This window comes from Algoriphagus aquatilis, assembly GCF_042657405.1.
GTDB classification, from domain to species: Bacteria; Bacteroidota; Bacteroidia; order Cytophagales; family Cyclobacteriaceae; genus Algoriphagus; species Algoriphagus aquatilis.
Genome location: NZ_JBHSKS010000005.1, coordinates 51,152 through 77,658 on the forward strand (window position 1 = coordinate 51,152; position 26,507 = coordinate 77,658).

The following is a 26,507-nucleotide window of genomic DNA, read 5'->3' on the forward strand; positions in this document are numbered from 1 at the left end:
AAGGCGGGTTATCTCCCCCAATCATAAGCCCTAGTTGTAATTTTTATCATCCCCGATATCATCGGTGATCATGTTTCTTAGTTTGGTTCCGATTGCTTTTAGGATACTGTCACTCAGGATTTTCCCTCTGTCACCCATAATTTTTGAGGGTTTCAAACCTGCATTAGCTTTCCTGCTTTTATAGGCGCCTTCCCGATCATCGAGTGATTTGAACCCTGCTAATACCAGCCCCACTGTGGTGGCATACATCGGACTCTTTACTTCCTCAATAGCAGACTTGCCTAAGTGCTCATTGGGATAGCCTACTCTGGTATCCAGACCGGTCATGTATTCAAAAAGCTGCGAGATAAACTGCAATTGAGATCCTCCGCCTGTGAGTACAATGCCCCCAGCAAGCTTCTTATAGTAGCCACTTTGCATGATTTCATTCTGCACGATTTCGATGATTTCCTCCATTCTGGCCTGGATAATGGAAGCCAAGGTTCGGATAGAAATCTCTTTTGGAGGTCTGTTTTTTAGCCCGGGTATGGATACGATTTCATTTGGATTGGCTTCTTCAGCGATTGCTTTTCCAAAGCGTGTCTTCAGGAGCTCAGCTTGATTCTGCATGAGCATGCAGCCTTCTTTGATGTCTGAGGTGATAATGTTGCCTCCCAACGGAATAACAGCAGTATGTCGGATGATATTTTCGTAGAAAATGGCAATATCAGTCGTACCCCCTCCGATGTCTACAAGGCAAACACCGGCTTCTTTTTCCTCATCACTCAAAACAGAAAGAGAACTGGCCAAAGGCTCGAGAATCAGCTGCTTGGAAGTCAGATTCGCGCGTTTGACACATTTGTTGATGTTATTGATCGCGGTGCTTTGTGCGGTGATGATATGGAAATCAGCCTCTAATCGTGTACCCGACATACCCACAGGATCTTTGATACCCCCTTCGTAATCGACGGTATATTCCTGTGGCATTACGTGAATAATGCTATTTCCCGGAGGCACGACCATGTTGTGCATATCGGCCGTGAGGCGAAGTACATCTTCAATGGTGATTTCGTCCTCCGTTGGCTGGCGCATGATGCTGCCATGCATGATTTTGCTCTGAATATGCTGGCCAGCGATACCGACGATTACCTCAGCAATATCCACATCAGCCATGTTTGCACATTCCTCCACAGCCTTTTGGATGGCATTGACCGTCTTTTCGATATTGGTCACTATCCCTCGATCGACTCCGTCAGAGACAGCCTTGCCCATGCCGAGTACCTCGAGCTTGCCAAATTCATTTTTGCGTCCGATGATCGCGCAGATCTTAGTCGTCCCAATGTCCAGACCTACAATCAGTTTGTCGTTTTCCATATCCAAGCTTTATTCACAAACAATTTGATTTTTAAACTTCACGCTGATGCGCTCATAAGCATTCCAGCCTTTTCTCGGTAAAATTTCCTTGTACAGCACTTCAATTCGCTTGAATTTGCTCTCAAAGTCCAGTGCGTCCCCAAATTCGATCACCTGCTTCCCCACTTGCTGGTGAATTCGTATATCGTTCTTTTTATTAATCTCCAGCTCAGTCACTTGGGCATTCCAAAACTCATCCATGGTGATGAATTGGATCAAAGGCATCAGTTCGGGCATGGCCTCCACACTTCCCTGATTCATCAATTCTTCAGCATAGGCTCCTTCCAAAATCAATACCCTACTGGTATAGGTCGGAGAGGTAGGAATGATCAACCCTTCCTTGGTGATGTAGCCATCGGCAGCATCCGGTCTGGCAATTCTTGCAATCGGCTCATGCTGAGTGATGCTCACTTTAACAATTCCTTTTTGACCGACTGAGGCCTCCACTGACTTGATGAAGGGATGACCAAGAAGCCTTTCCTCCATGGCGCTCAATGGAACCTCTGACAGCGGAAGTCCGGCTTTCAATTCCGGAAATGCTGAAGACACAATCCCTTCAATTTCCTTTTCCTCGACGAAGTACACCCCACTTACTGCCTCTAGATCAATCTCCAATCCTTGGTAGGTTTTGAGCTGAACTTGCTTTTCCACAAATCCAATAAACCCTACCAAAACCAAGCAGAGCGTCATAAATCCAAGTCCCTTTTTTAGCTTTCTCTTATTCATGATTGGCCGGATTTAGCGATTGAATTCATCCAAGCTGCGATGGCAGGTACCAAACGGTCAATATCTCCTGCACCCATGGTCACTAAGACCTCGGGCTGGGATTCCTTCAGGTAATCCATCACCTGATTTTTCTGAATCAAAGTCTTCTTGCCAGCCTTGATTCCACCCATAAGCATCTCTGATGTCACTCCAGGAATAGGAAGCTCTCGTGCGGGATAAATATCCAAGAGCACTACCTCGTCAGCCAAGGATAGACTTTCTGAGAATCCCTCTGCAAAATCCCGGGTACGGGTGAAGAGATGCGGTTGGAAGATGACCGTCATTCTTTGGGTCGGAAACATGGCCCGTACAGAGCTAAGACAAGCTTTGATTTCCTCCGGATGATGAGCATAGTCATCGATGTAAATAGCACCCGGAGTAGAAGAGTGAATTTCAAAACGTCTCTTTACTCCACGAAATGACTTGATTCCTTCTCGAATCTGGTCTTCAGTGACTCCATGATCTACCGCAATAGCTATGGCTGCCAAAGCATTTTCCACATTATGAAATCCTGGAATGTGAAGCTCCAAACCCTTGATTTGAGCCTTGGTTCCGATGTAATCGAATTGGAAAGTCCCTGGCTTGGCAATGATATTCTCGGCATGAATGCCTGAGGAGCGAAGTCCGTATTCACGGATTCCTGCCCCCGAACCCACCTGTTCCCCCAGACGATACCAAGCATGAGTCTGGAGGTAGAGCTTGCCTTTTTTATCTACCAAACGGATAAATTCTCTGAAGCCGTCCAAGATGGTCGCCTCGTCACCATAGATATCCAAATGATCCGGATCTGCACTGGTGACCACAGCTTCATTGGGGTGAAGTCGGAGGAAAGAGCGGTCAAATTCATCCGCCTCTACCACCACGAGGGTCGCCTCTTTAGACTTACCCGGAAGAATCAGGTTGCTGTTGTAATTCTGAGTAATACCGCCCAAGAAAGCCGCCACAGGCTTTCCTGCTGACTTCAACAAATGTGCAATAAGCGAAGAGGTACTGGTTTTGCCATGTGTTCCCGCCACGGCGATGGTATAAAAATCCTTGGTAATCATACCCAGGACTTCAGATCGTTTTTTGAGTTGGTAATGGGCCTGGAAAAAGTTGAGAAGCACACTGTCTTTTGGAATCGCAGGCGTCCAAACCACCAAGACCTCATCTGGATCAGTGGTGAAATCAAATGGGATACTATCTGCTTTATCCTCAAAAGTGATCTGCATTCCCTCTTTCTCCAGCTCTTCAGTCAAAGGCGAAGGAGTCTTGTCATATCCTGCCACAGGATATCCCTCATGACGAAACCAACGCGCCAAAGCACTCATGCCGATACCGCCGATACCGAGGAAAAAGACCTTATGTATTCCTTTGAATGTCATTTGACTAAGAATTCGAGTTCGTTGATAATGGCATTTGCCGCATCCGGCTTAGCCAGTTTTTTCATATTTTCTCCAAGAGTCGCTGCAATAGCAGTGTTCTGAAGGAGCTCATCTACTTTGGTTTTCAATTGACCTACTGCCTCTGTATCTCGGAGGAGCACTGCCGCCTGATGGTTGACATAGGCCATCGCATTTTTGGTTTGATGATCTTCAGCCACGTTAGGAGAGGGGATGAAAATCACCGGTTTTCCTACCAAGCTGAGTTCGGATACCGAAAGCGCGCCAGCTCGTGACACAATCACATCTGCCGAAGCATACGCCAAGTCCATTTCGCGGATAAATTCCCTCAAGTGAATGTGCTTCAGACCGGTATCTTCCAGCTTGGCATGCATGTCCTTGAAGTAGAATTTTCCACTCTGCCACAGGACTTGGTAGCCTGCTTCTTCCAGCTTTTGCATATCCTGTAGCACAGCCTGATTGAGCGTACGTGCTCCCAATGATCCTCCGAGTACCAAAATGGTCTTTCGGTCTGTAGCCAATCCGAAATGTTCGATCCCTTTTTCCTTTTTTCCTGACAAGTCCAAAATGTCTTTTCGGACAGGATTTCCGGTAATCTTGATTTTTCCGGCTGGGAAAAACTGATCCATGCCCGGATAAGCCACGCAGATGGAATGGGCCTTTTTGGCCAATAGCTTATTGGTCAGCCCTGCGTAGGAATTCTGCTCCTGAAGGAGGGTAGGGATTCCCTTATTTTGCGCCGCATAAAGCACCGGACCACTCGCATAGCCGCCTACTCCCACCACTGCATGCGGACGGAATTCCTTTACAATCTGCGCTGCCATTCTCAAGCTTTTCCAGAGTTTGAAAGGAAAGCTCAGGTTGGCCAAAGACAAACTGCGCTGAAGACCAGCCACAGGGAGTCCTTTGATTGGATAGCCTGCTTCGGGCACTTTTTGCATTTCCATTTTGCCCAGAGCACCCACAAATAGAATCTCACTGTCAGGATATTTTTCCTTCCAGGCATTGGCGATGGCAATCGCGGGATAGATATGTCCCCCGGTGCCTCCACCGCTGATGAGAATTCGATATGTAGACTGAGCGCTAATGGCTTTTTGGGTTTATGCTGTTCGTAATCGGTTACTTACTTTATTGGATTCGGCTGCTACAGCCTCATCCTGATGATCTCCACGGCTCACACTTAGGATAATCCCAAGGGCAGTTCCGGTGAAAATCAAAGAGGTGCCTCCCATGCTCAAAAGCGGCAACGGAAGTCCAGTAATTGGCCCCAACCCCACGGCCACGGCCATATTGACCAAGGCTTGGATGACCAAGGCGAAACTCAAACCTGCGGAAAGCAAACCTCCGAAGGCCTTGTTGGAATTGGCGACGATTCGCATCCCGCGATAGAGGAGTGCGAGGTAGAGGAAAAGCACTGCAGCTCCACCCACCATGCCGTATTCCTCGATGATGATGGAGTAGATGAAATCAGAATACGGGTGAGGCAGTGAATTTCTTTGATCACTGTTACCGGGACCTTTTCCGGTAATACCTCCCGTAGCAATAGCGATGTAAGATTGCTCTGCCTGAAAAGGAATTTTGGTGTCATCTCCTTTGGATTCCTTGAAAGACTCAATCCGGGAAATAAAAGTCTCCAAACGCTGACCTGCAATCAATGCAATAGACAATCCTAATAACCCGACCATGACCACAAGTGCCAAATGCTTCACAGGAACTCGTCCAATGAACATGATCAGCAGACAAGTCATCAATAATAAAATAGCCGTGGACATATTGGCCATGCCGATGAGTGCGCAGATGGCTCCGATGGAAATAATGATGGGAAGCAAAGTACCCGTCAAGTCCTCGATGTTGTTTTGACGCTTGGCAAGCATGGCAGCAAGTGCTGCAATCAAGGAGAGTTTCGCCAAATCTGAAGGCTGAAATGCCTGATTGATGACCGGAATGGTCAACCAACGATTGGCCTCATTGATATTGTCCCCAAAGAAGAATGTCACCGCCAATAGTGGAATGGACAGGTACATGAACAGCCTCGCATAAAGGGCATATTTCCTGTAAGGCATCTTATGCGCCAGCCACATCACAAAAAGTGACAGGAACACCAAGAAGGAATGACGGAACAAATACAATTCTGTATTGCCTCCGGCAGTCTTATAAGCCAAGGTCCCGGTGGCTGAGTATACCACCAGAATGCTGAACATAGAAAGCAAAATCACGATCGCCCAGATCATGGGATCGCCCTTAAAATGCTCGTCTATCCATGCCTTCAGGTGATTCATACCTCTTGGTTTTCATTTAAATTCAAAACCGCTGAACGAAACTGCTCGCCGCGGTCTTCGTAATTTTTGAACAAATCGAAGCTGGCGCATGCCGGTGAAAGCAACACTACTTCACCTTTAGCTGCCAATTGTTGTCCCCAAAGCACTGCTTCACGGATATCCTGAGTTTCTCTGATTTCAGAGATACTTCCCGCAAAAGCCTTTTTGAGCTTTTCATTATCGGTACCCAAGCAGATCAGGGCTTTCACTTTACCATCCTTGACCAAGTCATAGAGCACCGTGTAATCATTCCCTTTGTCCACACCTCCGGCTATCCAGATCATGGGATCCGTGTAGCTTCCCAAAGCATAGTAAGTAGACTCCACATTGGTACCTTTGCTATCGTTGACAAAGCGAACACCATCCACCGTACGGATCAATTCCATCCGGTGAGGAGCATTTTTGAAGGTTTTGAAACCTGCTATCAACTGCTCTTCCGTCAATCCTGCCAGAAGAGCAGCAGTACCAGCGAATAGCGAGTTCAGAATATTATGCTTGCCTTGGATGGAAAGTCCACTGACTGGAATTTTTGCAGTCTTATCTGCGGCATTGATAATCAACAGCTCTCCATCGCTGAAGCCTCCTTTTTCTTGCTTTTCTTCAAGTGAGATCCAAAAAGCTGAGGCTTTAGCCGGCTTTATCTGAAGTCCTTTTTGGCTCAGAAGATCCTCCTTGTAATAAATAGCCTTGTCTCTGGAGGTCATCATTTTAAACAAGCCCATCTTGGACATGATGTAGTTGTCCAGCTGGTACTCATATCGATCCAAGTGATCCGGAGTAATATTGGTCAGGACCGCAATGTTGGGTCTGAAGCACATAAAACCGTCAATCTGAAAGCTGGAAGTCTCAATGACCCACCAATCGTGGTCCTTTTCTACCAATTGGCCCGCCCAGCTTTTTCCCACATTGCCTGCAAGCCCCACATCCAACCCTGCCTCTTTAAGCAGATGGTAGGTCAGAAGGGTCGTGGTTGTTTTTCCATTGGTACCTGTGATGGCAATCACCTTACCTGCAGAGTAATGACAGGCAAACTCCAATTCATCGATTACCGGAATTCCCTCCTCATGGGCCTTTTTGATCAAAGGAGCCTTGTCTGGAATCCCCGGACTTTTGATGATCAAGTCTGAGGAAAGAATTTTTGCTTCATCATGACCACCCTCCTCAAAACCTATCCCTGCCTCAATCAAGGCTTCTTTTCTGGATGAAGAAATGGCTCCCATATCCGAAACCCACACGCCATAGCCTTCCCGCTTGGCGAGCAGTGCTGCTCCCAATCCGCTTTCTCCGGCTCCAAGGATGGCTAGTTGTTTCATGACGATGTTTTATCTCAGTTTAAGGGTTGCCAAAGTGATGACTGCCAAGAGGATTCCCACGATCCAAAATCGAGTCACGATCTTGGCTTCGTGAATGCCTTTTTTCTGGTAATGATGGTGAAGAGGAGACATCAAGAAAATCCTTCGTCCCTCTCCATATTTTCTTTTTGTGTATTTGAAATAGCTGACCTGAATCATGACACTGAGATTTTCGACTAAGAAAATCCCGCACATAACCGGAATCAATAGCTCCTTGCGAAGGGTCAAAGCCAATACTGCGATCACTCCACCGAGCATCAGCGAACCGGTATCTCCCATAAAAACTTGAGCCGGATAGGCATTGTACCAGAGGAAACCGATACATGCCCCGATAAATGCTGCAGCAAAAATCACGAGCTCCCCGGAGTTGGGAATGTACATGATGTTGAGGTATTGGGAGAAAATGGCATTACCACTCAGGTAAGCGAAAATGGCAATCGCCAATCCAATAATTGCAGAGGTACCTGCAGCCAATCCGTCGATCCCGTCAGTGATGTTTGCCCCATTGGATACAGCCGTGATGATGAAAATCGCAACCAAAATGTAGAGTACAGGTACCATGGACTCACCCATGAAACCGAGGAGGTTCTCATAGTTGAGTTCGTTGTTTTTGAAAAATGGAATGGTAGTCTTGAGTGCTTTGACATCTTGGAATGCCGGAGTCTCCACAACACCACTCTCTACAGATACCGGAGTGGAAAATTCACGAACGACCACATCGTCATGATAATAAAGTGTGGCACCCACGATGATACCGATTCCAATCTGTCCTACAATTTTGAATCTACCCTTCAATCCTTCCTTGTTTTTGCGAAAAACCTTGATGTAATCGTCCAAGAATCCTATCAATCCCAACCAAACTGTCGTGATCAAAAGAAGGATGATGTAGATATTATTCAGATTGGCAAAAAGTAAAGTAGGAATGAGGATCGCGGCGATCATCATCAGGCCTCCCATCGTAGGTGTGCCTTTCTTTTGGCTTTGTCCTTCCAGTCCCAAATCACGGACAGTCTCACCGATTTGTCTGTTTCGGATCCAATTGATGATGTGATGGCCAAACGTGATGGTAATGATCAAAGAAATCACAGCTGCCATTCCTGCACGGAACGAGATGTATCGGAACACGCCCGTTCCCGGGATGTCCAACACTCGATCTAGGTAATCAAAAATGGGGTAGAGCATCTTAGTTTCCTGTCAATTGGGTTAATAATTCTGTCGCGACCTCTGCATCATCAAAGTGATGCTTTACGCCTTTGATTTCTTGGTAATCTTCATGGCCTTTACCGGCAATGAGGATGATATCTCCCTTTTGGGAAAGCATAATGGCTGTCTTGATGGCCTCTCTTCGGTCCTCGATGGTGAGGGTTTTCCGTACTTCCGAAGGCCCTACGCCAGCCTGCATATCCCGGAGGATCTCCATGGGTTCTTCAAATCGCGGATTGTCAGAAGTGAAAATGGCCTTGGTGCTCTCCGAAACGGCAATCTTCGCCATGGTTGGGCGCTTGGTTTTGTCTCGGTTTCCTCCACATCCCACTACCGTGATCAGCTGCTCATTTCCGGTCCGGAAAGCATTGATCGTCTTGAGGACATTGTCCAAGGCATCCGGGGTGTGGGCATAATCCACGATGGCAGTGATACCACCAATTGAAATTCGGTCAAAACGCCCTTTGGCACCTTTAATCCCGGATAGCTGTCTTAGAACTTCCTCTTCGTCCTCACCCAAAAGGACTGCTACTCCCAATACTCCAAGGAGATTGTAAGCATTGAAAGAGCCAATCATTCTAAACCAGATCAACTTGCCATTGATATCCAGCTCGAGGCCTTCCAGTGTATTGGATAGGATTTTCGCTTTAAAGTCAGCGGCTGATTTCAAGCCAAAAGTCTGATAGGTGCCTTTGCAGTTTTGCACCATGACCATCCCCCGCTTATCGTCCGCATTGACCAAGGCAAAAGCATCTTTGGGAAGTTCATCAAAGAGCTTCTTCTTAGCCTTGATGTACTCGTCAAAGGTGCCGTGATAGTCAAGGTGATCGTGGGTAATATTGGTAAATACCGCTCCAGCCAACTTTAAACCGGCAATTCGCTCCTGTACGATGGCATGGGAACTCGCCTCCATAAAGCAGTGCGTACATCCGGCATCTACCATTTTGCGAAGCAAGGCCTGCACACTCACCGCATCCGGCGTAGTATGGGTCGAAGGAATTACCTCCTCGTTGATTTTATTTTCTACTGTAGAAAGTAAGCCGGTGCTGTAGCCCATTCGGACAAAAAGCTGGTGCAAAAGCGTTACCGTAGTTGTCTTGCCATTGGTCCCGGTGACTGCTACAACTTTGATCTTATCTGATGGATTTCCATAAAAATTAGAAGCCATGATACCCAATGCTTTGGCAGAACTGACTACCTGCACATAGGTCACATCTTCTTTCAACTGCTCCGGAAGCCGCTCGCAAACCACGGTGGAAGCACCCATTTCCAAGGCAGTCTGGATAAAATCATGACCATCCACTTGAGTACCGGGCACAGCTACAAATGCTGCATTGGCACTCACTTTTCTACTATCAAATACAATATCACTCACCCGACGCTCCATGTCGCCGATAGTCGAGGTAAGTGAAACCTTATATAATATGTCCTTCAGCACGTTCATCTATCCAAGCACTAGGTTAATGGTGGTATTGGGAGTCAGCTGGGTACCTGGCATAATGGACTGCTCAATGACCCTACCCCTTCCGTTGTAATTCACTTTAATGCCTTTGTTTTCCAAAATGAAAAGGGCATCTCTCAAAGGCATTCCAGACACATCAGGCACCACAGGCTTTTCTGTGTCGTTGATTTTTAAATTGATTTTATCGTCAGTGACTGCCACAGAAATCCAATCCTCAGCAGAAGGAGTCTTGGCAGAAATTCCCAATTGCTCAAAGATTCCCTGCAGCTCCTCTCCTTTTCCTGTACCCACCTCAGGGAGTTTGGAAGTAAGATTTTCAGCAGTGAAAATCTTGGTCTGATCTACCGGATTTAGCTCCATATCCAGCGCATAGATTCGATCAGCTATTTCCTTGAAAACCGGTGCAGAGACATCTCCACCATATGCTGCAAGACCTGTTGGGCTATCAATCACCACAATCATGCTGTACTTTGGACGATCAGCGGGAAAGTACCCTGCAAAGCTGGTGTAGTAGGTTTCGGTGTATTTGCCGTTGACAAGCTTTTGAGCAGTTCCGGTTTTTCCAGCGATTTTGTAGTTGTCGTTTTTGATATTCTTGGCAGTCCCGGTTTCTACCACTCCCAAGAGGAGTGCCTGAAGCTGCTTAATTGTTTTTTCGGATGCGATTTGTTTGCGATATACGGTCGGTTCGAAGGTCTCTACCATCTGATTACCGCTTCCAACCGCTTTGACAAAAAGCGGCTTCATCATTACGCCGTTGTTTGCTACCGCATTGTAGAGCGCTAGGGTGTGAATTGGATTGACTTTGGACTCATACCCAATCGAAATCCAGGGAAGAGAGGTCCCATACCAGTTTTTTGCTCCCGGTTTTTTGAAAAACGGTTTACCTTCTCCGGAAATCTGGAGATTCATAGGTTCGGCCAAACCAACCTTTTCCACATACCCCATAAACTTGGAAGGACTGGAGCCAAAATGCATGTCCACCAATTTGGAAATCGCTACGTTGGATGATTTTTCAAATGCCTCTCTTATGGTAATTGTACCATACCCCCCGTACTTGGCATCGTACATGGTTTGATTGTAGAAGCGATGTGCACCATTTCCTGTCTCGATCAGCTCATTGGGAGTCACTTTATTTTCCTCCAATAGGGCTAACATCGACACTAGTTTGAATGTAGATCCTGGCTCAACGCTTCCGATGTCACCCACTGCGTAGTTGTAGCTTTCAGAGTAGCCTACTCCACTTTTATTTTTTTGAAGATTGGAAATGGCTTTGACGTGCCCTGTCTTGACCTCCATGACAATCACTGAACCGAATGCAGCATCCCGATCGGTCAACTGTCTTCTCAAAGCTGTCTCTGCGATGTCTTGGATATTTACATCCAAGGTGGTGAATACATCATATCCATTCTCCGGCTTGATGTCATCTGCATCAAACATGGGCTTCCATACATTGCCGGAAAGCCGCTGAAACAAAGCCTTTCCATCGGTACCTTTGAGGTAATTGTTGAAGGAATATTCGATTCCGGCTCCGTTTTCATCTTCATTCAAAAAACCAACCGTACGGCTAGCCAAGGAGTTGAACGGGCGGTATCGCTTTTCTACTTTTTCAAAAATAACTCCACCGCCAGCTCGGCCTTCTCTAAAAATCGGCCACTTAGACATGAGCTGCATTTCCTGAAACCCGATTTGAGTCCTATTAAGAACCAGAAAGCGCTTTTTCTCGGTCCTCGCATCCTGAATCATGCGGCGGTAGGCTGTCGCAGACTTGTCTTTATAAAATGAGGAGAGCAATCTTGATAGGGAATCTATCCCATTTTTGAACTTGACATCTTTGACCACAGTAGGATCGATAGCCACTCGGTAAAAAGGAAGACTGGTAGCCAATAAACTGCCATCAGCCGCATAGATATTTCCCCGGGTAGCGGGCACTTCTCGGTACTGGAAGTTGACCTGCTCGGCTTTTGCCTTCCATTTCTCGCCCTCTTTCAGCTGAACCACGGCGATCTTATAAGGAATGGCACACGCAGCCAAAGCCACCAGGATGAAAATCACCCTTACTCGGAGCACTATGGAGCGTTTGATGTTCACTTGCTTACCTCGATTTTGATCGGTGGCTGGTTCAATTCATAGATTTCAAGCTGGGCTGCACGCTTGGCCACTTCTGACTGCATGCTGCTTTGCATGTATTCTGCCTCAAGGGTGGTGACATCTGCTCGCAGATCTTCCACTTCTTGTTGGGCTTTTTCAATTTTTCGGACCATGCTCTCTGCACGGTGATTGCTGTAGATGTAGATTAAAGCGAGCAGTACCAGAAATCCGACAGGGGGTACCAATTGCACCGGTACTCCTTCTCCCAAAATTCCTGTCACATCCAGTTTCTCTTCCATCCAGGTAAAAATGGTCTTTTGGGGACCTCCTTTCGGTGTGTTCCCGGCCTTCAGTTTGCGCTTAAAGGTGTTTTGACTCATTTTCCTACTTTCTTAGCTACTCTCAACTTGGCACTTCGAGACCGAGGATTAGTCACGAGCTCTTGCTCATCGGCCACCACAGCACCTCTAGTCACTGGCTCCAGAGGACGGATCAGATTTCCGTAAAAATCCTTTTCCACCTCACCCTGGAATTTGCCCTTTGCCATCAGGTTTTTCACCAGACGGTCCTCTAGACTATGGTAGCTCATGACTACCAGTCGCCCTTCGGGCTTGAGCAATTCCACTGCACTCAGGAGCATTTCTTCCAATGCTCCCATTTCATCGTTTACTTCAATTCTCAACGCCTGAAAGACCTGAGCGAAGTATTTGTATTCCTTTCCTCTCGGTGCAAACTTTTTCAAGAATGCCGTAAAGCCTTCTGTCGTCTCAAATGGCTTTGCCGCACGCTCTGCTACAATTGCTTGAGCCAGCGTTTTGGCATTTTTGACTTCCCCATAGATCCCGAGAATCTTATGAAGCTTTCCTTCCTCATAGGTATTCAGGACATCTTTGGCAGATATTTCTGCCGACTGATTCATCCTCATGTCCAGGTTGCCGCTAAACCGGGTCGAAAAACCCCTACTCGGCTCATCAATCTGATGCGAGGAAATCCCCAAATCAGCCAAGATCCCATCCACTTGCTTCACACCATACAGCCTCAGGTACCGCTTGATATCCCGGAAATTGGCCTGTACGAATGTGAATCGAGGATCTTCAGGAGCATTTGCCAGCGCATCGCTATCCTGATCAAATCCATAGAGATGGCCTTTATCCAGGTGTTTTAAAATTTCCTTGGAATGACCTCCACCCCCAAAGGTGACATCGACATAGATCCCGTTGGGATCAATAGCCAAGCCTTCAGTGCATTGGGCGAGCATCACTGGGATATGGTACACAGACTCAGTCATAGCGCTTAGGAGAGATACTTTTCCATCAGGCCGGACAAGTCCGCCGGATCTACAATGATGTTTTTGAGGTAATTGTCAGGATTCCAGAGTTCGATACGAGTTCCCATGCCCACGACCACGACGTCCTTGTCCAGGCTGGCATAGGTTTGATAAAGCTTGGGAATCAGCAATCTCCCCGCAGCATCCAATTCCACCTCGACGATGGAATTGAAAAAAGACCTTTGCAGCATACGCTGCTCTGGATTGTTGATATTCAGGGATTTAATCTGACTCTCTAGCTTCTTATACTCTACCATGGGATAGAGCGCAAGGCATTTGTCTTCAGCCATGCGGAGCATGAGCGACGTCCCGTTAGCCTCAGGAATTGCCGCCTTGATCTTGGCAGGCAACACCAGACGCCCTTTGGGATCTAGCTTGCTATCGTATTGACTGTTGAACATTGGCTTACTTCTATTCGGTAGAGTTTTCTGTAAAAACAAAAGTAAGAAAATGGCGTACACATTCTACCACTTTCCCCCACTTTTTCCCACTTTGTTTTAAAAGTAGCCAAAAGAATGTTCCAACCCAATATTTTTTAGAAAAAACCCAAGAAAATTTTATTGATTCTCAAAGGTTTAGCAGCAGGAGTAAAGAGCAAAAAAATAGGCCTAATTAGGCCATATTTGAGGTTTTTGAATCTAAATCTCTTAACTCATGCTACCCACTTGGATACGAACTGAAAAAATGTGGGAGAAAATCCCATGAAAAACCTATCTCTTGTCCATTTCGAATAGCTAAAAATTAAAAAACCTGCCCTAAGGGACAGGTCTTTTATGAGGTATCAACACACAATTAATTTTTATCTTTTTCTTTTTGGAACTCCTCTTTAAGTAGCTTTTGGAGTTCTTCCATTTTCACCTGATGTTCTTTTTGCCAAGCTTCCATTTTTCGTTGGAATTCCTCCATCTTGGGTTTATGGGCTGCTTCCCACTCTTTCATTTTGAGTTCAAATTCCCTCATTTTCGGCTCTTGAGCTTCTTGCCAGGCTTTCATTTTTGATTCGAACTCCTTGATTTTTGGCTCATTTGCTTCTTGCCATGCCTTCATTTTTTGTTCGAACTCTTTCAATTTCGGCTGGAATTCTAGTTGAAATTTCGCTTCCCATTCTGCCATTTTTTCACGACGAGAAGATTCATTTTCTCGCCATTTTTTCTCCCACTCTTTAGACATCTTTTCGGTATGGATTGCTCCTTCCTTGGCCATTAACTCGATTTCTTTTCTCCATCTCTCCCGCTCTTCTTTACTCATTTTCGAGGTGTCTCCGAAACTAAAATTCCATGTAGAAAAATTCTCGAATTCAAAACTTTCAAAAGGTGGCTCGATTGGATCCGGAGGCAAAGGAATATCCAGATCATAATCAGGAGCAGGAGCAATCCATTCATGGTCAAACTCCGGAGCATCAGGGATAATCAGCTCTGGCATGTTTTCCGCATCAAATTGCATCAACTTCTCCAATTCTAGTCTTACTTTATTGCTAATCGCTAAGGTATCCTTACCTGAGATCATTTTATCTCCGATGATGTGATAGGTTTTGCCATCCTCAGTCGTGATTGATATTCGATGATTCTCGATTTTGGAATTTCGCAGGTTTGAAGTCGGAATGGTATCCCAGGCAGGCGCAATTTCAAGCCTTGATTGAATCGCTGCGCTTTTTTCATTTTTGAATTCTGACTTTGGTGCGTCTTGTTGTGCACTTGCCATCAGGCCGGCACTGAGAAATAAGGTAAGTAGCATGGGGATAGAAATAATAGAGGTTTGTGGATAGTTTTCAGTTTCATAGCCCAGCATCCGCTTGATTCGAAGCAGGGTTGGGTTTCTTTTTTTGGAGGCCGCAAGTGCAAGATCAGGTGGATTTTGCTTCGCAAAATTGAGCACTTCTGCAAGGCTGGTGGCCAATACTTTGGGCTGAATACCAGCCTTAAGTGCCAAATCATCAGCTGCATTTTCCCGGAGCTCTTTCACCGTCTGACTCATCCACCAATAGCACGGATGAAAGAAAAACAGGATCTCCAAACCGGAAAGAAGCAAGTTGCTGAGGTAATCATTTCGCTTGACGTGGGCGATTTCATGGGCTATAATCGCTTCTAACTGCGCAGTGCTTAATTGAAAAATCAAAGCCGCAGGAAGCAATATCACGGGCTTGATAGTACCGAAAGTCAAGGGAGATTGAATTAAAGTGCTGGTTCGGAATTCGACTTCCTTCCTGACGCCTAGCTTACCCACAAGACGATGCGCCATCTTGATTACCTCGAAATCCTCTAACAAAGAGGCGTTTTTTCGAAGGTTTCGGATCTCCGAGAGACTATTTAGCAACTTAAAAAGAAACATCAGTGCCCCAAAAAACCAGAAATTGACCAAAATCAACAAGTTACTTTCAATCCAAAAAGTACCTTTCGCCAGGATGCTTTCCCAAGTCAACTGTTGATTTGCCTGACCCTGATAAACCCAGATAATTTCTCCAAAAGCACCTTCAAATTCTGAGCTTACTCCTGTTTGGGACAATTGATAAATGAAAGTTCCGATGACACCTCCAAACGAAAGGATCAACAAACCTACCGCCATCCCATATTTAAGGGCTGGAGTTTTATTTTTTATGATTTTTAAAACCAACCAAAGCAGGGTTGCGGCTAAAATGAGCTGCCAAATAGAATGAACCAGCGTCCAGCCCAAAGCTTTCAGCAGTTCAGCAGGGATCCAATCATTTAAAAGTTTCATCGGTTATCATTTTCTAGGTTATCCAAAAAAGCTCTGATTTCATCCATTTCTTCCTTAGAAGGCTTTTCCTGTCCCAAAGCCTGGATTACCAAGGATTTGGAAGAATTGCCAAAAGCAGTGGTCAGCAAATTTTTCAACAGGGATTTCTGGGTATCTCCCTGCTTGACCAGCGGGCGGTAAATGTGTGTGCGACTCTCTTCGTCTCTGGCCAGCATACCTTTGGCATGCATGATCTGCATGATCTTGAGCGTAGTGGTGTAGCCTGTGTCTTTGGTCTCGGCAAGTCGCTCGTGGACTTGGCGGACACTGGCTTCTTTGAGTTTCCAGAGAATGGATAAAATCTCCAGTTCGGCTTCAGTTGGTTTGTTCATGGGAGTAATTACGATTAGCTTCGTACCAAAGTTATACGAAGGCAATCGTAATTTCAAAATAAATACGACAATTTTCGTATTAAAAAATGTTAATCGCTCAAATCCTGTAACTTACGAAGACTTTTAAGGTTTTTCCTTCCCTTTTTTTCTAAGGAACTTCTAAATATTTCTGCGAAAGCAGGCCAGGCTCCGGCGATTTTGGCAAGCAATCCACGGGAAGCGGGTACACACACTTGAAGTTTGGGGTTTTGCATGAGCTGAAGGATTTCTCTCACGATATCTTCTGGCTGGAGGACTTTTGATGGGCCGCTAAAAGTCAATTTGGCTTCTTCGGGATAATTAAGCTGGAGATCCAGCATGGGTGTATTGACCAAATCCGGGCAAATCACACTCACATCCACACCAAAATTTCTCAATTCAGCAGCTACGGATAGCGAAAATCCACGCACAGCAAACTTAGATGCTACATAAAGACTTAGCCCCGAGACAGGGGCCAAGCCAGCAAGAGAAGAGACATTGATGATGTGTCCAAACTCCTGAAACTTCATCTCCCGACCGATGATCGTGGTGCCGAGGATAGTTCCTTTGGTATTGATATCGAGATGATAATCAATATCAGAAAGGGCATAATCGATTAAAAATCCGGGACGAATCACCCCGGCGCAATTGATCAGATGTGAGATTGGCAAATGAATTTCCTTAGCCTGTTCTAGAACTTGCTCCCAGGTTGCCGCTTGCGAGACATCTCCCTCTACAAAATTGTAAGTTGAAGGGAAAGACGACATATTTCCCCAAGGCCCCCGATGAAGATCAATAAGCACCATTGGAACTTGTTCTTTTTGAAAGTGTCGTGCAAGTTGGAGACCAATGCCACTAGAGGCACCGGTAATCACAATCAGGGTTGGGTCCATTGGGAAATAGGGCGATTTGTGGGGTAAGATAAAAAAACTTCGCTTTGGGAGGAACTCTCCAATCTAGACATTAGTTGTATAGACATTGAATTTTAAAATTAACTCCCAGATGAACACAACTCAGTGCCTCCTACAACCTATTCAAATTGGTGACCTCAACCTGAAAAATAGAGTTTGGATGGCTCCTATGACCCGCAGCCGAGCCAACAATCCAGAAAATAAAGTTTTTGAAATTCACGCGAAATATTACCAACAGAGAGCTTCGGCAGGCCTGATCATTACGGAAGGCTCACAAATTTCGACTAAAGCGGTCGGATACATTAATACTCCGGGAATCTATTCTGAAGCCCAAACTGAAGCTTGGAAACAAGTGACTCAAGCAGTGCATGAGGCTGGAGGACATATTTTCATTCAGCTTTGGCACGTAGGTCGTATGTCGCATCCGGATTTTCATGGTGGAGAATTGCCATTGTCAGCTTCTGCTACCAATCCCAACTCCAAGTCCTACACTCCCCAAGGCTTCAAAGACACGGTGACTGCCAAAGAGATGACTTTGGAAGAGATCAAGCAAACCATTACCGATTTCAAAAACGGAGCGAAAAATGCGATGGAAGCGGGTTTTGACGGGGTAGAAATCCATTCTTCCAATGGCTACTTACTTCATCAATTCTTCAATGCTACTTCCAATCACCGCAGCGATGAATATGGGGGAAGTATTGAAAACCGTGCAAGAATCCTATTCGAAGTGATCGACGCCATCAAGGAAGTCATGCCGCAAAATAGGATCGGTGTTCGCCTCAATCCGTCGCTTCATGGCGTATTTGGAATGACAATGGATGAGGAAACGATTCCGACTTTCGATTACATCGTCAACAAACTCAACGATTACAATTTGGCCTACCTGCATCTATCCGAGCCATTCACCGATGTGAGCGAAATTCCTTTTGCTGAACCGAATATTGCCAAAAGATATCGACCGGTATACAAAGGCACTTTGGTGATCAACAGTGCTTTCGATCAGGAAAAAGGAAACAAAATCCTCGCGGAAGGTTTGGCTGATGCGGTAGCATTTGGCAAGCCATTTATTTCAAATCCCGATTTAGTAGAACGCTTTGCAGAAAACGCTCCACTGGCAGATTGGGATCAAAGCACCTTTTACACCCCCGGTGAGAAGGGCTTCACGGACTACCCAAGCTTGAAAGAGGAAAAAGTTGGTTAATCACCCCAAAAAGAGGTTGCCTGAGTGCAGCCTCTTTTTTTTACCTTTAGTAATATGTGTTTAGTAGCTATCGCCTGGAAAGCCCATCCTGACTTTCCCTTACTCATTTCGGCAAACAGAGATGAAGTTTTTCACCGGCCTACAAGTCCACTCCACCGGTGGGATTCGGGGATTTTTGCAGGTAAAGATTTACAGGGAGGCGGCACTTGGATAGGCTTTCATCCCGATGGAAAATGGGCTTTACTGACCAATTACCGGGACTACACTCAAAAAAGAAATCCAAAAATATCCCGTGGAAAACTCGTCCTGGATTTTCTCGAATCTGACCTTACCCCTGAAAATTACCTTGACAAAATATGGGAAAAAAAGTCTGAATTTGACGGATTCAACCTTTTAGTCTCAGACGGAGATAAACTCTATTACGCAAGCAACTACGGGGATTCCCCTATGGAAGTACCTCAAGGAATACATGGTCTCAGCAACGGCCTCCTCAACGATCCTTGGCCCAAAACAGAGTTGGCAAAAAATCAGCTCTCGGAATTGATGTCAGAAAGGCCCAACCAGGAACAGCTTTTGCAAACCCTGAAATCTACTGCTACTTTCCCCCCTGAAACCCTTCCCAAAACGGGTGCTCCACTTCCACTGGAGGTTGGGCTTTCTGCCCAATTTATCCGAATTCAGCCCGATTATGGAACAGTCTCATCCACAGCGGTCCTGCGAAGTGGAAGTGGTTTTACCCAACTCACCGAACGCACCTTTGACTGGGATTATCGTTCTTTCAAAGATCAAAACATCAATTTTCAACCATAGCCTATGCAACCTATTCATGACCTGATCATCATCGGAGGTGGGCCGATAGGCCTTGCCTGTGGCATCGAAGCAGGAAAAGCTGGTTTAAACTACCTCATTTTAGAAAAAGGAGCGCTTTGCAACTCGATCTACAACTATCCGGTAAACATGACTTTTTTCTCTACCTCGGATCGGCTGGAAATGGGAGGAATCCCCTTCATGTCTGTAGGTACCAAGCCGACCCGAACAGAAGCTTTGGAATATTACCGACGGATCTATTTTCTTTTCAAACTGAGGGTCAACCTGTATGAAGGAGTACAATCTCTGAAAAATGAGGGAGATCTTTTTTATGTCAAAACCTCAAAAGGAAGCTATCAATGCAGAAAAATCGTCCTGGCTACCGGGTTTTATGATCTACCCAACCTCATGAATGTACCCGGTGAAGATTTGCCGAAAGTACTTCACTACTACAAAGAGCCTTGGCCATTTATCGGACAGAAGGTTTTGGTGGTCGGCGGTGCCAACTCTGCGGTAGATGCGGCATTGGAGTGTTGGAGAAAAGGCGCGGAAGTCAGCATGGTACTTTTGGGAGACGAGGTAGACGAAAATGTCAAATATTGGGTTCGGCCGGACATCATGAACCGAATTAAAGAAGGCTCAATCAAAGCCTTCACCCGATCCAAAGTCCAAGAGATTAGACCTCAGGAAGTTGTCATTTCTACTCAAGATGGAGAGGTAACCATTCCAAATGACTGGGTACTTGCCATGACCGGCTACAAACCCAACTTTGCCCTCCTCGATCAACTCGGCGTAAAATTAAGCCTAGATGAGAAGCGCCAACCCTGCTACGATCAAACCAACCAAGAGTCCAACGTCCCCGGAGTATATCTAGCAGGTGTCGTGTGCGGAGGATTGAACACAAGAGAATTTTTCATCGAAAACAGCATCTCACATGCCGAAGCTATCGTAAACGACATACTTGCAAAAAAGAGTTAAGATTATTGCAAATACAATTTTTATTTATAACTTTCTGGATATAAATGAACTAGCTATGAGCACAACTTGGAAAATCCGCTTTGATGATCAGCGCACAGAGGTGCTTGAGTCTGGACCTAGGGCCTATCACTTCTTCACCCAGTCTCCTTCTATCGTGGCAGAGCAGCGGGAGCAGTATGGTGAGGCTGTGCTGGATTTTCATGAGACGAGTCCTTTTTTCGATTACTTGGATTTTACTTCTCAGGATGTAGCCGACCTTCTGGAAGTGGATCCAAGCACGCTTTTCCGCTGGAAAAAGGACGATCGCAAGCTTAGCAAGGCCATCACCAAAAATCTACTCGAAATGGATCAGATCATTGCCAAAGGCATCCGGATATTCGGCTCAGAGAAGCTGATGTCCGAGTGGCTTCACACGCCTAATGCCGCCCTTTCCTCCCAAAAACCCGTTGATCTTCTCAAGAATCCTTATCAGATATCCTTGGTGGATCAGGCTTTGGAGGCGATTTCCTGGGGCAATATTCTCTGATGCGCTACTTCCGACTGATTGAGCATCTTCCTGGGCGGGATTCCCTCGGCTATGGAATGGGGCCAGGTCGCTGGAACCTCTATGGCACTCCGATGATCTATGCCTGCTCGGTGAGTTCGCTCAACTTTCTGGAAATGCTCAGCATCAAAGGTCCAGTCGTCACACAAAGCAAGTGGAAGCTGGTCATTTTTGAAGTTGAGGGAAAAATTCCAGAGCTCGACATTTCAGATCTTCCGGAAAACTGGAAAAACCGCCCTTATCCAAGATCCACTCAAGAGTTTGGCTCGGCATGGGCCAAGAGTATGCTTTCGCCTCTTCTAAAAATCCCTTCTTGCAGAATCCCATTAGGCAGTTTTTCACTGGAACATAATCTCCTCATCAATCCACTTCACAGAGAATTCAAAGATAAAATCAGGGTGGTTGAAGAATGGGATGTCAGCTTTGAGGTAAATCGCTGAATCAGGAGTTAGCTTCGGTAATCAGGCGAAGGCCTTCCAAAGTCAAGTTTCGATCTACCTCGTCAAATTCTCCTTCCAAACTGGTCAGAATCGAAGAAAGTCCTCCTGTGGCAACGACCGTAAAACTCAATCCCGTCTCTTTCCTAATCGCCTCCAACATTCCCTTGACCAATCCGGTATATCCGTATAGCACACCGGCTTGAATGGCATGAATGGTGTTTTTTCCCAGAGCAGATTCGGGCAGTTTTAGCTCTACTTCAGGTAATTTAGAGGTGTTCATAAAGAGTGCTTTGATTGCCGTCTGAAGTCCGGGAACGATATTCACACCCATGATTTCACCCGTCGAACCAACCGCCGTAAAGGTCAATGCCGTCCCAAAATCCACGATGATCACAGGCCCTTGGAATCTGGAAAATGCTGCCATCACATTGCACATCAGGTCACTTCCGATTTCATTGGGGCGAAGGGCTTTTACAGGCAATACTAAAAAACTCTCAGGCTGGATTAAATAGGGAGTCTGACCAAAAAAGCTTTCACAAAACTGCTCTATGATCCCGTTAATTTCAGGGACTACGGAGCTAAATCCAATCTTTTCAATCTGGGAAACATGGATATCATGCTCGAGAAAATAGAGCGGGACCTTTTTACTCAGCTGAGAAATCAACTTAGGCGTCTTAGTCTCAAGGCGAAACTGATTCGTCCACTTCCCGCTTTTGTAATCAAAAAGTGCAAAAACTACATTGGAATTGCCGGCATCGATGGCTAAAAACATTCGTTTCTCAGGTTTTGACTAATTTAGGCGCATAGTTAACAAAATAGCAAATCACATCCCCACAAAAGGCCTATGTATTCCCTCCGCGAAGGTAAAATCGAAGATCTGCCCCGAGTACTCGAACTGATCAAAGAACTTGCACTTTATGAAAAAGCGCCAGAACAAGTCACCAATACCTTAGAAATGATGGAAAAGGACGGTTTTGGTCCCAATCCAGTTTACGGACTGTATGTGTGTGAGAAAGACACAACGCGCGAGATCATTGGGATTGCGATTTATTATTACCGCTATTCTACCTGGAAAGGGAAAAGACTTTACTTGGAAGACATTGTCGTCACCGAGTCCGAGCGGGGAAATGGAGCCGGTAAACTACTTTTCGATCGGGTAATGGCCAAATGCATGGAAGACGGCTGCACTGGGATGATGTGGCAGGTCCTGGACTGGAACGAGCCCGCAATCAATTTCTATAAAAAATACGGAGCTTACCTTGAAGCCGGCTGGCTGAATGCTCATTTGCAGGATTATGAGATTCGGAAAATGCGCTCTTGAGTAGGAAGACAGGAGACCGAAGACGGAAGAAGTGCTTCGGTCTTCCATCTTCGGTCTTCGGTCCCAAAATAAAACCTACCTTTGTGATTCATTATGAGAACAAAACCATTTTCTGTTGTCTATGAAGACAACCACCTCCTCGTCGTCAACAAGGCGGCAGGGGTCTTGGTACAAGGGGACAAAACCGGAGACAAGACACTGACGGACTACTGCAAAGACTACATTTCCAACAAATACGAAAAGCCAGGAGCGGTTTTTCTTCACCCAATCCACCGTTTGGATCGTCCAGTTAGCGGCTTGGTGGCATTTGCGCGCACCTCCAAGGGCCTGGAGCGAATGATGGAGCTTTTCCGCAAAAGAGACATTCACAAAGTGTATTGGGCCATCGTAAAGCGTCGCCCAAAGGAGGAACAAGGCAAACTGACCCATTGGCTGACCAAGGATGAAGTGAAAAATGTGGTGACCGCCCACGAAAGAGAAGTTCCCGGGTCCCAAAAAGCAGAACTCAACTATAAAGTATTAGGTACGCTGAATGATCACTGGCTACTGGAAGTAAGACCGATTTCAGGCCGGCCACATCAAATTCGAGTGCAGCTGGCATCGATGGGTTGTCCAATCCGAGGCGATGTGAAATACGGATTTTCCAAAGCGAATCCTGACGGCAGCATCAACCTCCACGCGTTTCATTTGGTGTTTGTCCATCCGATTAAAAAAGAAAAAATCTTCCTCAGAGCAGCACTTCCTGAGATCGATTTCTGGGAGCAATTCCTGGAATTTGAAGAAGTCAAAGCCAAGGATCAGCATTTGGATAATACCTTTTCGGGATAAAATAATACCATAGAAATACCTTTGAGATAAAGTACTGACGTGCTGAAATAGAACATCCTCCTATTTCGTCCCGATTTTTGGGACATATTTCTATTGTATTTCGCAAAGCATATTTCCTTAAAAGATGAAAAACCTCCTCCTTTTGTTCAGCCTGCTTCTACTCCTAGGAGCCTGTACTTCCCAAAACTCTCCCAAAACCATTTACATCGTGCGTCATGCCGAAAAGCAATTGGAGGGCAATGATCCTGAATTAGCGTATGTAGGGGGTGTGAGGGCGTTGAAACTTTCTCAGATTCTGGAAAAAGAGGATATCAAGCATGTATTTTCCACCGATTATATCCGCACCAGAAATACTGCAAAACCTACTGCTGACCAAGCGGAAATAGAGATTGAAATCTATGACCCTAAAAATCATGACGCCTTGGTAGAGGAGCTTCGTAAAAGAGAGGGAAACATCTTAGTCGTCGGTCACAGCAACACCGTCAGTCAATTGGCTAACTATTTTGTGGGTGATGGAGAAAAATTCGCCGACCTGACAGACTTGGAATACGACTATATCTATGTGGTGACCTTGGAGAAAAATGGATCCAAGGTCGAGCGAAAGGTGTACAAAGACTTTTAAACCACCACCACTTCGATTCCCTTTTCTTCCAGCTTTTCTTTGAAAATCTCCGGAATCCCCGAGTCGGTGATGATCACATCCACGTCTTCGAGTTCACCGATTTTGCCAAATCCTTTTCGACCAAACTTCCGGCTATCGGCCAGCACGATGGTCTTCTGAACGGACCGGATCATTTGGGCATTGAGGTGGGCTTCCATCATATTGGAGGTAGTGAGCCCGTGGTCCAGACTGATGCCGTCCACACTGAGAAACAATTTGCTGCAGGCAAAACTTTTGAGCATCTCCTCAGCAAAATGTCCAACCGCGGAACTGCTGCTTTTCCTTACAACTCCCCCAAGCTGCACCAGTTCGATCTCCGTGGTATCGATCAGGGCCATCGCCACATTCATGGCAGAAGTCAACACAGTAAGCGGATAATTCCTGGGAATCGCTTGCGCAAAAGCGCCAACAGTCGTACCCGAACCGATGATGATGGCATCTTTTGGCTCTAGAAACTCCACAGCTTTCTGGGCGATTTTGCTCTTTTCCTCTACCTGCTCCAGTTTTTTGACCTGAACCGAGCGGTCAGACACATAGGGAGAAACTGAGGTGGCACTCCCGTGAGAGCGATAGAGCAAGCCTTTGTCCTCCAAAATTTTTAGATCCTTTCGAATCGTCACGACCGTCACTTGAAGTGATTTGGCAAGATCCGACACACTGACAAATCCGCTTTTTGCGAGTTCATCCAAAATATGCTTGTGGCGCTCTGCTATGGTCATGGCTTCCAATTTTAGTTTCGAAAGTAATTAAAAGAAAGCAAATAGAAACTATTTTATGAATTTTACTTTCGTTTAATTTCTTTTTATTTCCTTTTATACTACTTTTAGCCCAGAAGGGAAAGAAAATGAACCGAGAAGAAAACTTAAATCAGCTTAGAGATAAAAGTAAAATCTGGGATATTGCCGTGATCGGCGGCGGGTCGTCCGGGCTTGGAGTAGCTTTGGATGCGGTTTCCAGAGGGCTTTCAGTAGTCTTATTGGAAAAGGCTGATTTTGCCAAAGGAACCTCAAGTCGAAGCACCAAATTGGTACATGGGGGAGTCCGCTACCTGGCCCAAGGCGATATCGCCTTGGTTTTGGAAGCCCTCAAAGAACGAGGAATGCTCCTCAAAAACGCTCCTCATCTCACACAAAACCAACCCTTCATCATCCCAATCTATACGTGGTGGGACCGTATCCAATACAGCGCAGGTCTGAAAATCTACGACTGGATGGCAGGCAAACTCCGTCTCGGGAAGTCCAGATTTATCTCCAAATCGGAAACCATCAAGCGCCTCCCTGCTGTCCTGCAAAAAGGTCTAAAAGGTGGAGTTGTATACCACGACGGCCAATTTGACGATGCCCGGCTTGCACTCAACATTGCCCAAACAGCCGATGAACTTGGCGCCTGTATCTTAAATTACATGAAGGTTTCTGGGCTTGTGAAAAATGACTCCGGCAAAATCTCAGGTCTGAAAGTCATCGACGAGCAATCCAAAGAAAAACTGGAAATCCAAGCCAAAATGGTGGTCAATGCGACAGGCGTTTTTGCAGATAAAATCCTGCAAATGGATAATCCAGAAGCACCCAAAACCATTCAGCCCAGCCAAGGCATTCATTTGGTGATGGATTTAGATTTTTTGGGTGGAAAAGATGCCTTAATGATTCCCAAAACCCGGGACGGACGCGTGCTTTTTGCTGTGCCTTGGCATGACAAACTCGTCGTAGGCACAACCGATACCCTTCGGGAAAAAGCCAAACTCGAGCCCGAAGCTTTGCAAAAGGAAATTGATTTTGTGTTAGAAACAGCCAGTGGTTATTTGACTAAAAAACCCACCAGAGCCGATGTAAAGGCTGTTTTTGCTGGGCTCCGACCACTCGCGAGACCCAAAGAAGGCAGCACCAAAACCAAAGAAATCTCCCGCTCCCACAAGGTTATCGTGTCCGAAAGCGGCTTGGTGACACTCACCGGAGGCAAATGGACCACCTATCGGAAAATGGGTGAAGACACCGTAGACTATTTCACCCAAATCACCGGACAGACACTCAACCCAAGTAAATCCCTTAACCAGAAAATCCACGGATTCACAACCGAAATTCCTTCGGGTCATTTGAGTATTTACGGTTCGGATGCCACAAAAATCCAGCAACTGGCCAAAGAGAAATCAGAGTGGAGTCAGCCCATCCATCCGGCATTCCCGAATATCTTGGCAGAAGTGGTCTGGTCCTGCCAAAATGAAATGGCAATCAAAGTAGAGGATGTACTTTCCAGAAGAATTCGTATGTTGATTCTCGATGCGCAAGCAGCTTTGGATTCGGCCGAAAAAGTAGCCCAAACCATGGCTGTAGCACTTCAAAAAGACCAAGCTTGGATCGATTCCGAACTGGCTGATTTCAATAAAACAGGTGAAAAGTACCTCATCAAAAGCACATAAATCCAAC

At 45.9% G+C, this 26,507-nt stretch carries 26 protein-coding genes; 9 read left to right on the forward strand and 17 right to left on the reverse strand.

The window, feature by feature from the left end:
- Window positions 1-30 precede the first annotated feature (30 nt).
- The 15 genes from ftsA to ACFPIK_RS08475 all read right to left on the reverse strand — a co-directional run bounded on the left by ftsA (window position 31) and on the right by ACFPIK_RS08475 (window position 17,289).
- Window positions 31-1,353, reverse strand: coding sequence for a cell division protein FtsA (gene ftsA / locus ACFPIK_RS08405; RefSeq protein ID WP_377914168.1), 1,323 nt, complete (start codon window positions 1,351-1,353; stop codon window positions 31-33).
- Between the two features lie 9 nt (window positions 1,354-1,362).
- On the reverse strand, window positions 1,363-2,118 hold the full coding sequence (locus ACFPIK_RS08410) for a cell division protein FtsQ/DivIB (protein WP_377914169.1): 756 nt from the start codon (window positions 2,116-2,118) through the stop codon (window positions 1,363-1,365).
- Complete coding sequence (murC, locus tag ACFPIK_RS08415; protein WP_377914171.1) at window positions 2,115-3,521, reverse strand: UDP-N-acetylmuramate--L-alanine ligase; 1,407 nt, start codon at window positions 3,519-3,521, stop codon at window positions 2,115-2,117. The genes ACFPIK_RS08410 and murC overlap by 4 nt, the downstream gene beginning before the upstream one ends.
- The gene (gene murG / locus ACFPIK_RS08420; RefSeq protein WP_377914476.1) at window positions 3,518-4,627 is read right to left on the reverse strand and encodes an undecaprenyldiphospho-muramoylpentapeptide beta-N-acetylglucosaminyltransferase; all 1,110 of its coding nucleotides are present in this window, start codon (window positions 4,625-4,627) and stop codon (window positions 3,518-3,520) included. The genes murC and murG overlap by 4 nt, the downstream gene beginning before the upstream one ends.
- A 12-nt stretch (window positions 4,628-4,639) precedes the next feature.
- Window positions 4,640-5,818 (reverse strand): FtsW/RodA/SpoVE family cell cycle protein, encoded by a 1,179-nt coding sequence (locus ACFPIK_RS08425; protein ID WP_377914173.1) that lies wholly within the window; start codon window positions 5,816-5,818, stop codon window positions 4,640-4,642.
- The gene (murD, locus tag ACFPIK_RS08430) at window positions 5,815-7,170 is read right to left on the reverse strand and encodes a UDP-N-acetylmuramoyl-L-alanine--D-glutamate ligase (RefSeq protein ID WP_377914175.1); all 1,356 of its coding nucleotides are present in this window, start codon (window positions 7,168-7,170) and stop codon (window positions 5,815-5,817) included. Before murD ends, ACFPIK_RS08425 begins: the two co-directional genes overlap by 4 nt.
- A 9-nt stretch (window positions 7,171-7,179) precedes the next feature.
- Window positions 7,180-8,391, reverse strand: a complete 1,212-nt coding sequence (gene mraY / locus ACFPIK_RS08435; RefSeq protein WP_377914177.1) for a phospho-N-acetylmuramoyl-pentapeptide-transferase — start codon at window positions 8,389-8,391, stop codon at window positions 7,180-7,182.
- A gap of 1 nt (window position 8,392) precedes the next feature.
- Window positions 8,393-9,856: a UDP-N-acetylmuramoyl-L-alanyl-D-glutamate--2,6-diaminopimelate ligase gene (locus ACFPIK_RS08440; protein WP_377914179.1), complete on the reverse strand. Its 1,464-nt coding sequence runs from the start codon at window positions 9,854-9,856 to the stop codon at window positions 8,393-8,395.
- Window positions 9,857-11,965: a penicillin-binding protein gene (locus tag ACFPIK_RS08445; protein WP_377914181.1), complete on the reverse strand. Its 2,109-nt coding sequence runs from the start codon at window positions 11,963-11,965 to the stop codon at window positions 9,857-9,859. It abuts the gene before it with no gap.
- Window positions 11,962-12,345: an FtsL-like putative cell division protein gene (locus ACFPIK_RS08450; RefSeq protein WP_377914183.1), complete on the reverse strand. Its 384-nt coding sequence runs from the start codon at window positions 12,343-12,345 to the stop codon at window positions 11,962-11,964. Before ACFPIK_RS08450 ends, ACFPIK_RS08445 begins: the two co-directional genes overlap by 4 nt.
- Window positions 12,342-13,253 (reverse strand): 16S rRNA (cytosine(1402)-N(4))-methyltransferase RsmH, encoded by a 912-nt coding sequence (rsmH, locus tag ACFPIK_RS08455; RefSeq protein ID WP_377914185.1) that lies wholly within the window; start codon window positions 13,251-13,253, stop codon window positions 12,342-12,344. Before rsmH ends, ACFPIK_RS08450 begins: the two co-directional genes overlap by 4 nt.
- 5 nt (window positions 13,254-13,258) lie before the next feature.
- On the reverse strand, window positions 13,259-13,693 hold the full coding sequence (mraZ, locus tag ACFPIK_RS08460) for a division/cell wall cluster transcriptional repressor MraZ (RefSeq protein ID WP_377914187.1): 435 nt from the start codon (window positions 13,691-13,693) through the stop codon (window positions 13,259-13,261).
- 391 nt (window positions 13,694-14,084) lie between these two features.
- Complete coding sequence (locus ACFPIK_RS08465) at window positions 14,085-16,007, reverse strand: M56 family metallopeptidase (protein WP_377914189.1); 1,923 nt, start codon at window positions 16,005-16,007, stop codon at window positions 14,085-14,087.
- Window positions 16,004-16,378, reverse strand: a complete 375-nt coding sequence (locus tag ACFPIK_RS08470; protein ID WP_377914191.1) for a BlaI/MecI/CopY family transcriptional regulator — start codon at window positions 16,376-16,378, stop codon at window positions 16,004-16,006. The genes ACFPIK_RS08465 and ACFPIK_RS08470 overlap by 4 nt, the downstream gene beginning before the upstream one ends.
- A gap of 89 nt (window positions 16,379-16,467) precedes the next feature.
- A complete protein-coding gene (locus ACFPIK_RS08475; RefSeq protein WP_377914193.1) occupies window positions 16,468-17,289 on the reverse strand; it encodes an SDR family NAD(P)-dependent oxidoreductase in 822 nt (273 codons plus the stop codon).
- A gap of 109 nt (window positions 17,290-17,398) precedes the next feature.
- On the opposite strand from ACFPIK_RS08475, the gene ACFPIK_RS08480 reads away from it, so the two are divergent.
- The 5 genes from ACFPIK_RS08480 to ACFPIK_RS08500 are packed head-to-tail and all read left to right on the forward strand — an operon-like array spanning window position 17,399 to window position 21,277.
- On the forward strand, window positions 17,399-18,508 hold the full coding sequence (locus ACFPIK_RS08480; RefSeq protein ID WP_377914195.1) for an alkene reductase: 1,110 nt from the start codon (window positions 17,399-17,401) through the stop codon (window positions 18,506-18,508).
- A gap of 54 nt (window positions 18,509-18,562) precedes the next feature.
- Complete coding sequence (locus ACFPIK_RS08485; RefSeq protein ID WP_377914197.1) at window positions 18,563-19,318, forward strand: NRDE family protein; 756 nt, start codon at window positions 18,563-18,565, stop codon at window positions 19,316-19,318.
- Window positions 19,319-19,321: 3 nt separating this feature from the next.
- On the forward strand, window positions 19,322-20,293 hold the full coding sequence (locus tag ACFPIK_RS08490) for a YpdA family putative bacillithiol disulfide reductase (protein WP_377914199.1): 972 nt from the start codon (window positions 19,322-19,324) through the stop codon (window positions 20,291-20,293).
- Window positions 20,294-20,348: 55 nt separating this feature from the next.
- Window positions 20,349-20,819 (forward strand): antitoxin Xre/MbcA/ParS toxin-binding domain-containing protein, encoded by a 471-nt coding sequence (locus tag ACFPIK_RS08495; RefSeq protein ID WP_377914201.1) that lies wholly within the window; start codon window positions 20,349-20,351, stop codon window positions 20,817-20,819.
- Entirely contained in the window at window positions 20,819-21,277 is a 459-nt protein-coding gene (locus ACFPIK_RS08500) for an RES family NAD+ phosphorylase (protein ID WP_377914203.1), read from the forward strand. Before ACFPIK_RS08495 ends, ACFPIK_RS08500 begins: the two co-directional genes overlap by 1 nt.
- Before the next feature lies 1 nt (window position 21,278).
- Here the strand turns inward: ACFPIK_RS08500 and ACFPIK_RS08505 are convergent, their stop codons facing one another.
- Complete coding sequence (locus tag ACFPIK_RS08505) at window positions 21,279-22,049, reverse strand: type III pantothenate kinase (RefSeq protein ID WP_377914205.1); 771 nt, start codon at window positions 22,047-22,049, stop codon at window positions 21,279-21,281.
- 72 nt (window positions 22,050-22,121) lie between these two features.
- On the opposite strand from ACFPIK_RS08505, the gene ACFPIK_RS08510 reads away from it, so the two are divergent.
- The 3 genes from ACFPIK_RS08510 to ACFPIK_RS08520 all read left to right on the forward strand — a co-directional run bounded on the left by ACFPIK_RS08510 (window position 22,122) and on the right by ACFPIK_RS08520 (window position 24,048).
- Window positions 22,122-22,598 (forward strand): GNAT family N-acetyltransferase, encoded by a 477-nt coding sequence (locus ACFPIK_RS08510; protein WP_377914207.1) that lies wholly within the window; start codon window positions 22,122-22,124, stop codon window positions 22,596-22,598.
- 93 nt (window positions 22,599-22,691) lie between these two features.
- A complete protein-coding gene (locus tag ACFPIK_RS08515; protein WP_377914209.1) occupies window positions 22,692-23,426 on the forward strand; it encodes an RluA family pseudouridine synthase in 735 nt (244 codons plus the stop codon).
- A gap of 124 nt (window positions 23,427-23,550) precedes the next feature.
- Window positions 23,551-24,048 carry a SixA phosphatase family protein gene (locus ACFPIK_RS08520; protein WP_377914211.1) on the forward strand — a complete coding sequence of 166 codons (498 nt, stop codon included), beginning with the start codon at window positions 23,551-23,553 and terminating at the stop codon, window positions 24,046-24,048.
- Here ACFPIK_RS08520 and ACFPIK_RS08525 read toward each other — a convergent pair.
- Window positions 24,045-24,806, reverse strand: coding sequence for a DeoR/GlpR family DNA-binding transcription regulator (locus ACFPIK_RS08525; RefSeq protein WP_377914213.1), 762 nt, complete (start codon window positions 24,804-24,806; stop codon window positions 24,045-24,047). The two genes, ACFPIK_RS08520 and ACFPIK_RS08525, sit on opposite strands and share 4 nt — an antisense overlap.
- Before the next feature lie 125 nt (window positions 24,807-24,931).
- On the opposite strand from ACFPIK_RS08525, the gene ACFPIK_RS08530 reads away from it, so the two are divergent.
- Entirely contained in the window at window positions 24,932-26,500 is a 1,569-nt protein-coding gene (locus ACFPIK_RS08530) for a glycerol-3-phosphate dehydrogenase/oxidase (RefSeq protein ID WP_377914215.1), read from the forward strand.
- The last annotated feature ends 7 nt before the right edge of the window (window positions 26,501-26,507 follow it).

Coding starts and splice junctions, on each gene's coding strand:
- ftsA (WP_377914168.1), bottom strand. CDS start 1,353: ATGGAAAACGACAAACTGATTGTAGGTCTGGACATTGGGACGACTAAG.
- ACFPIK_RS08410 (WP_377914169.1), bottom strand. CDS start 2,118: ATGAATAAGAGAAAGCTAAAAAAGGGACTTGGATTTATGACGCTCTGC.
- murC (WP_377914171.1), bottom strand. CDS start 3,521: ATGACATTCAAAGGAATACATAAGGTCTTTTTCCTCGGTATCGGCGGT.
- ACFPIK_RS08425 (WP_377914173.1), bottom strand. CDS start 5,818: ATGAATCACCTGAAGGCATGGATAGACGAGCATTTTAAGGGCGATCCC.
- murD (WP_377914175.1), bottom strand. CDS start 7,170: ATGAAACAACTAGCCATCCTTGGAGCCGGAGAAAGCGGATTGGGAGCA.
- mraY (WP_377914177.1), bottom strand. CDS start 8,391: ATGCTCTACCCCATTTTTGATTACCTAGATCGAGTGTTGGACATCCCG.
- ACFPIK_RS08440 (WP_377914179.1), bottom strand. CDS start 9,856: ATGAACGTGCTGAAGGACATATTATATAAGGTTTCACTTACCTCGACT.
- ACFPIK_RS08450 (WP_377914183.1), bottom strand. CDS start 12,345: ATGAGTCAAAACACCTTTAAGCGCAAACTGAAGGCCGGGAACACACCG.
- rsmH (WP_377914185.1), bottom strand. CDS start 13,253: ATGACTGAGTCTGTGTACCATATCCCAGTGATGCTCGCCCAATGCACT.
- mraZ (WP_377914187.1), bottom strand. CDS start 13,693: ATGTTCAACAGTCAATACGATAGCAAGCTAGATCCCAAAGGGCGTCTG.
- ACFPIK_RS08465 (WP_377914189.1), bottom strand. CDS start 16,007: ATGAAACTTTTAAATGATTGGATCCCTGCTGAACTGCTGAAAGCTTTG.
- ACFPIK_RS08470 (WP_377914191.1), bottom strand. CDS start 16,378: ATGAACAAACCAACTGAAGCCGAACTGGAGATTTTATCCATTCTCTGG.
- ACFPIK_RS08475 (WP_377914193.1), bottom strand. CDS start 17,289: ATGGACCCAACCCTGATTGTGATTACCGGTGCCTCTAGTGGCATTGGT.
- ACFPIK_RS08480 (WP_377914195.1), top strand. CDS start 17,399: ATGAACACAACTCAGTGCCTCCTACAACCTATTCAAATTGGTGACCTC.
- ACFPIK_RS08485 (WP_377914197.1), top strand. CDS start 18,563: ATGTGTTTAGTAGCTATCGCCTGGAAAGCCCATCCTGACTTTCCCTTA.
- ACFPIK_RS08490 (WP_377914199.1), top strand. CDS start 19,322: ATGCAACCTATTCATGACCTGATCATCATCGGAGGTGGGCCGATAGGC.
- ACFPIK_RS08495 (WP_377914201.1), top strand. CDS start 20,349: ATGAGCACAACTTGGAAAATCCGCTTTGATGATCAGCGCACAGAGGTG.
- ACFPIK_RS08500 (WP_377914203.1), top strand. CDS start 20,819: ATGCGCTACTTCCGACTGATTGAGCATCTTCCTGGGCGGGATTCCCTC.
- ACFPIK_RS08505 (WP_377914205.1), bottom strand. CDS start 22,049: ATGTTTTTAGCCATCGATGCCGGCAATTCCAATGTAGTTTTTGCACTT.
- ACFPIK_RS08510 (WP_377914207.1), top strand. CDS start 22,122: ATGTATTCCCTCCGCGAAGGTAAAATCGAAGATCTGCCCCGAGTACTC.
- ACFPIK_RS08515 (WP_377914209.1), top strand. CDS start 22,692: ATGAGAACAAAACCATTTTCTGTTGTCTATGAAGACAACCACCTCCTC.
- ACFPIK_RS08520 (WP_377914211.1), top strand. CDS start 23,551: ATGAAAAACCTCCTCCTTTTGTTCAGCCTGCTTCTACTCCTAGGAGCC.
- ACFPIK_RS08525 (WP_377914213.1), bottom strand. CDS start 24,806: ATGACCATAGCAGAGCGCCACAAGCATATTTTGGATGAACTCGCAAAA.
- ACFPIK_RS08530 (WP_377914215.1), top strand. CDS start 24,932: ATGAACCGAGAAGAAAACTTAAATCAGCTTAGAGATAAAAGTAAAATC.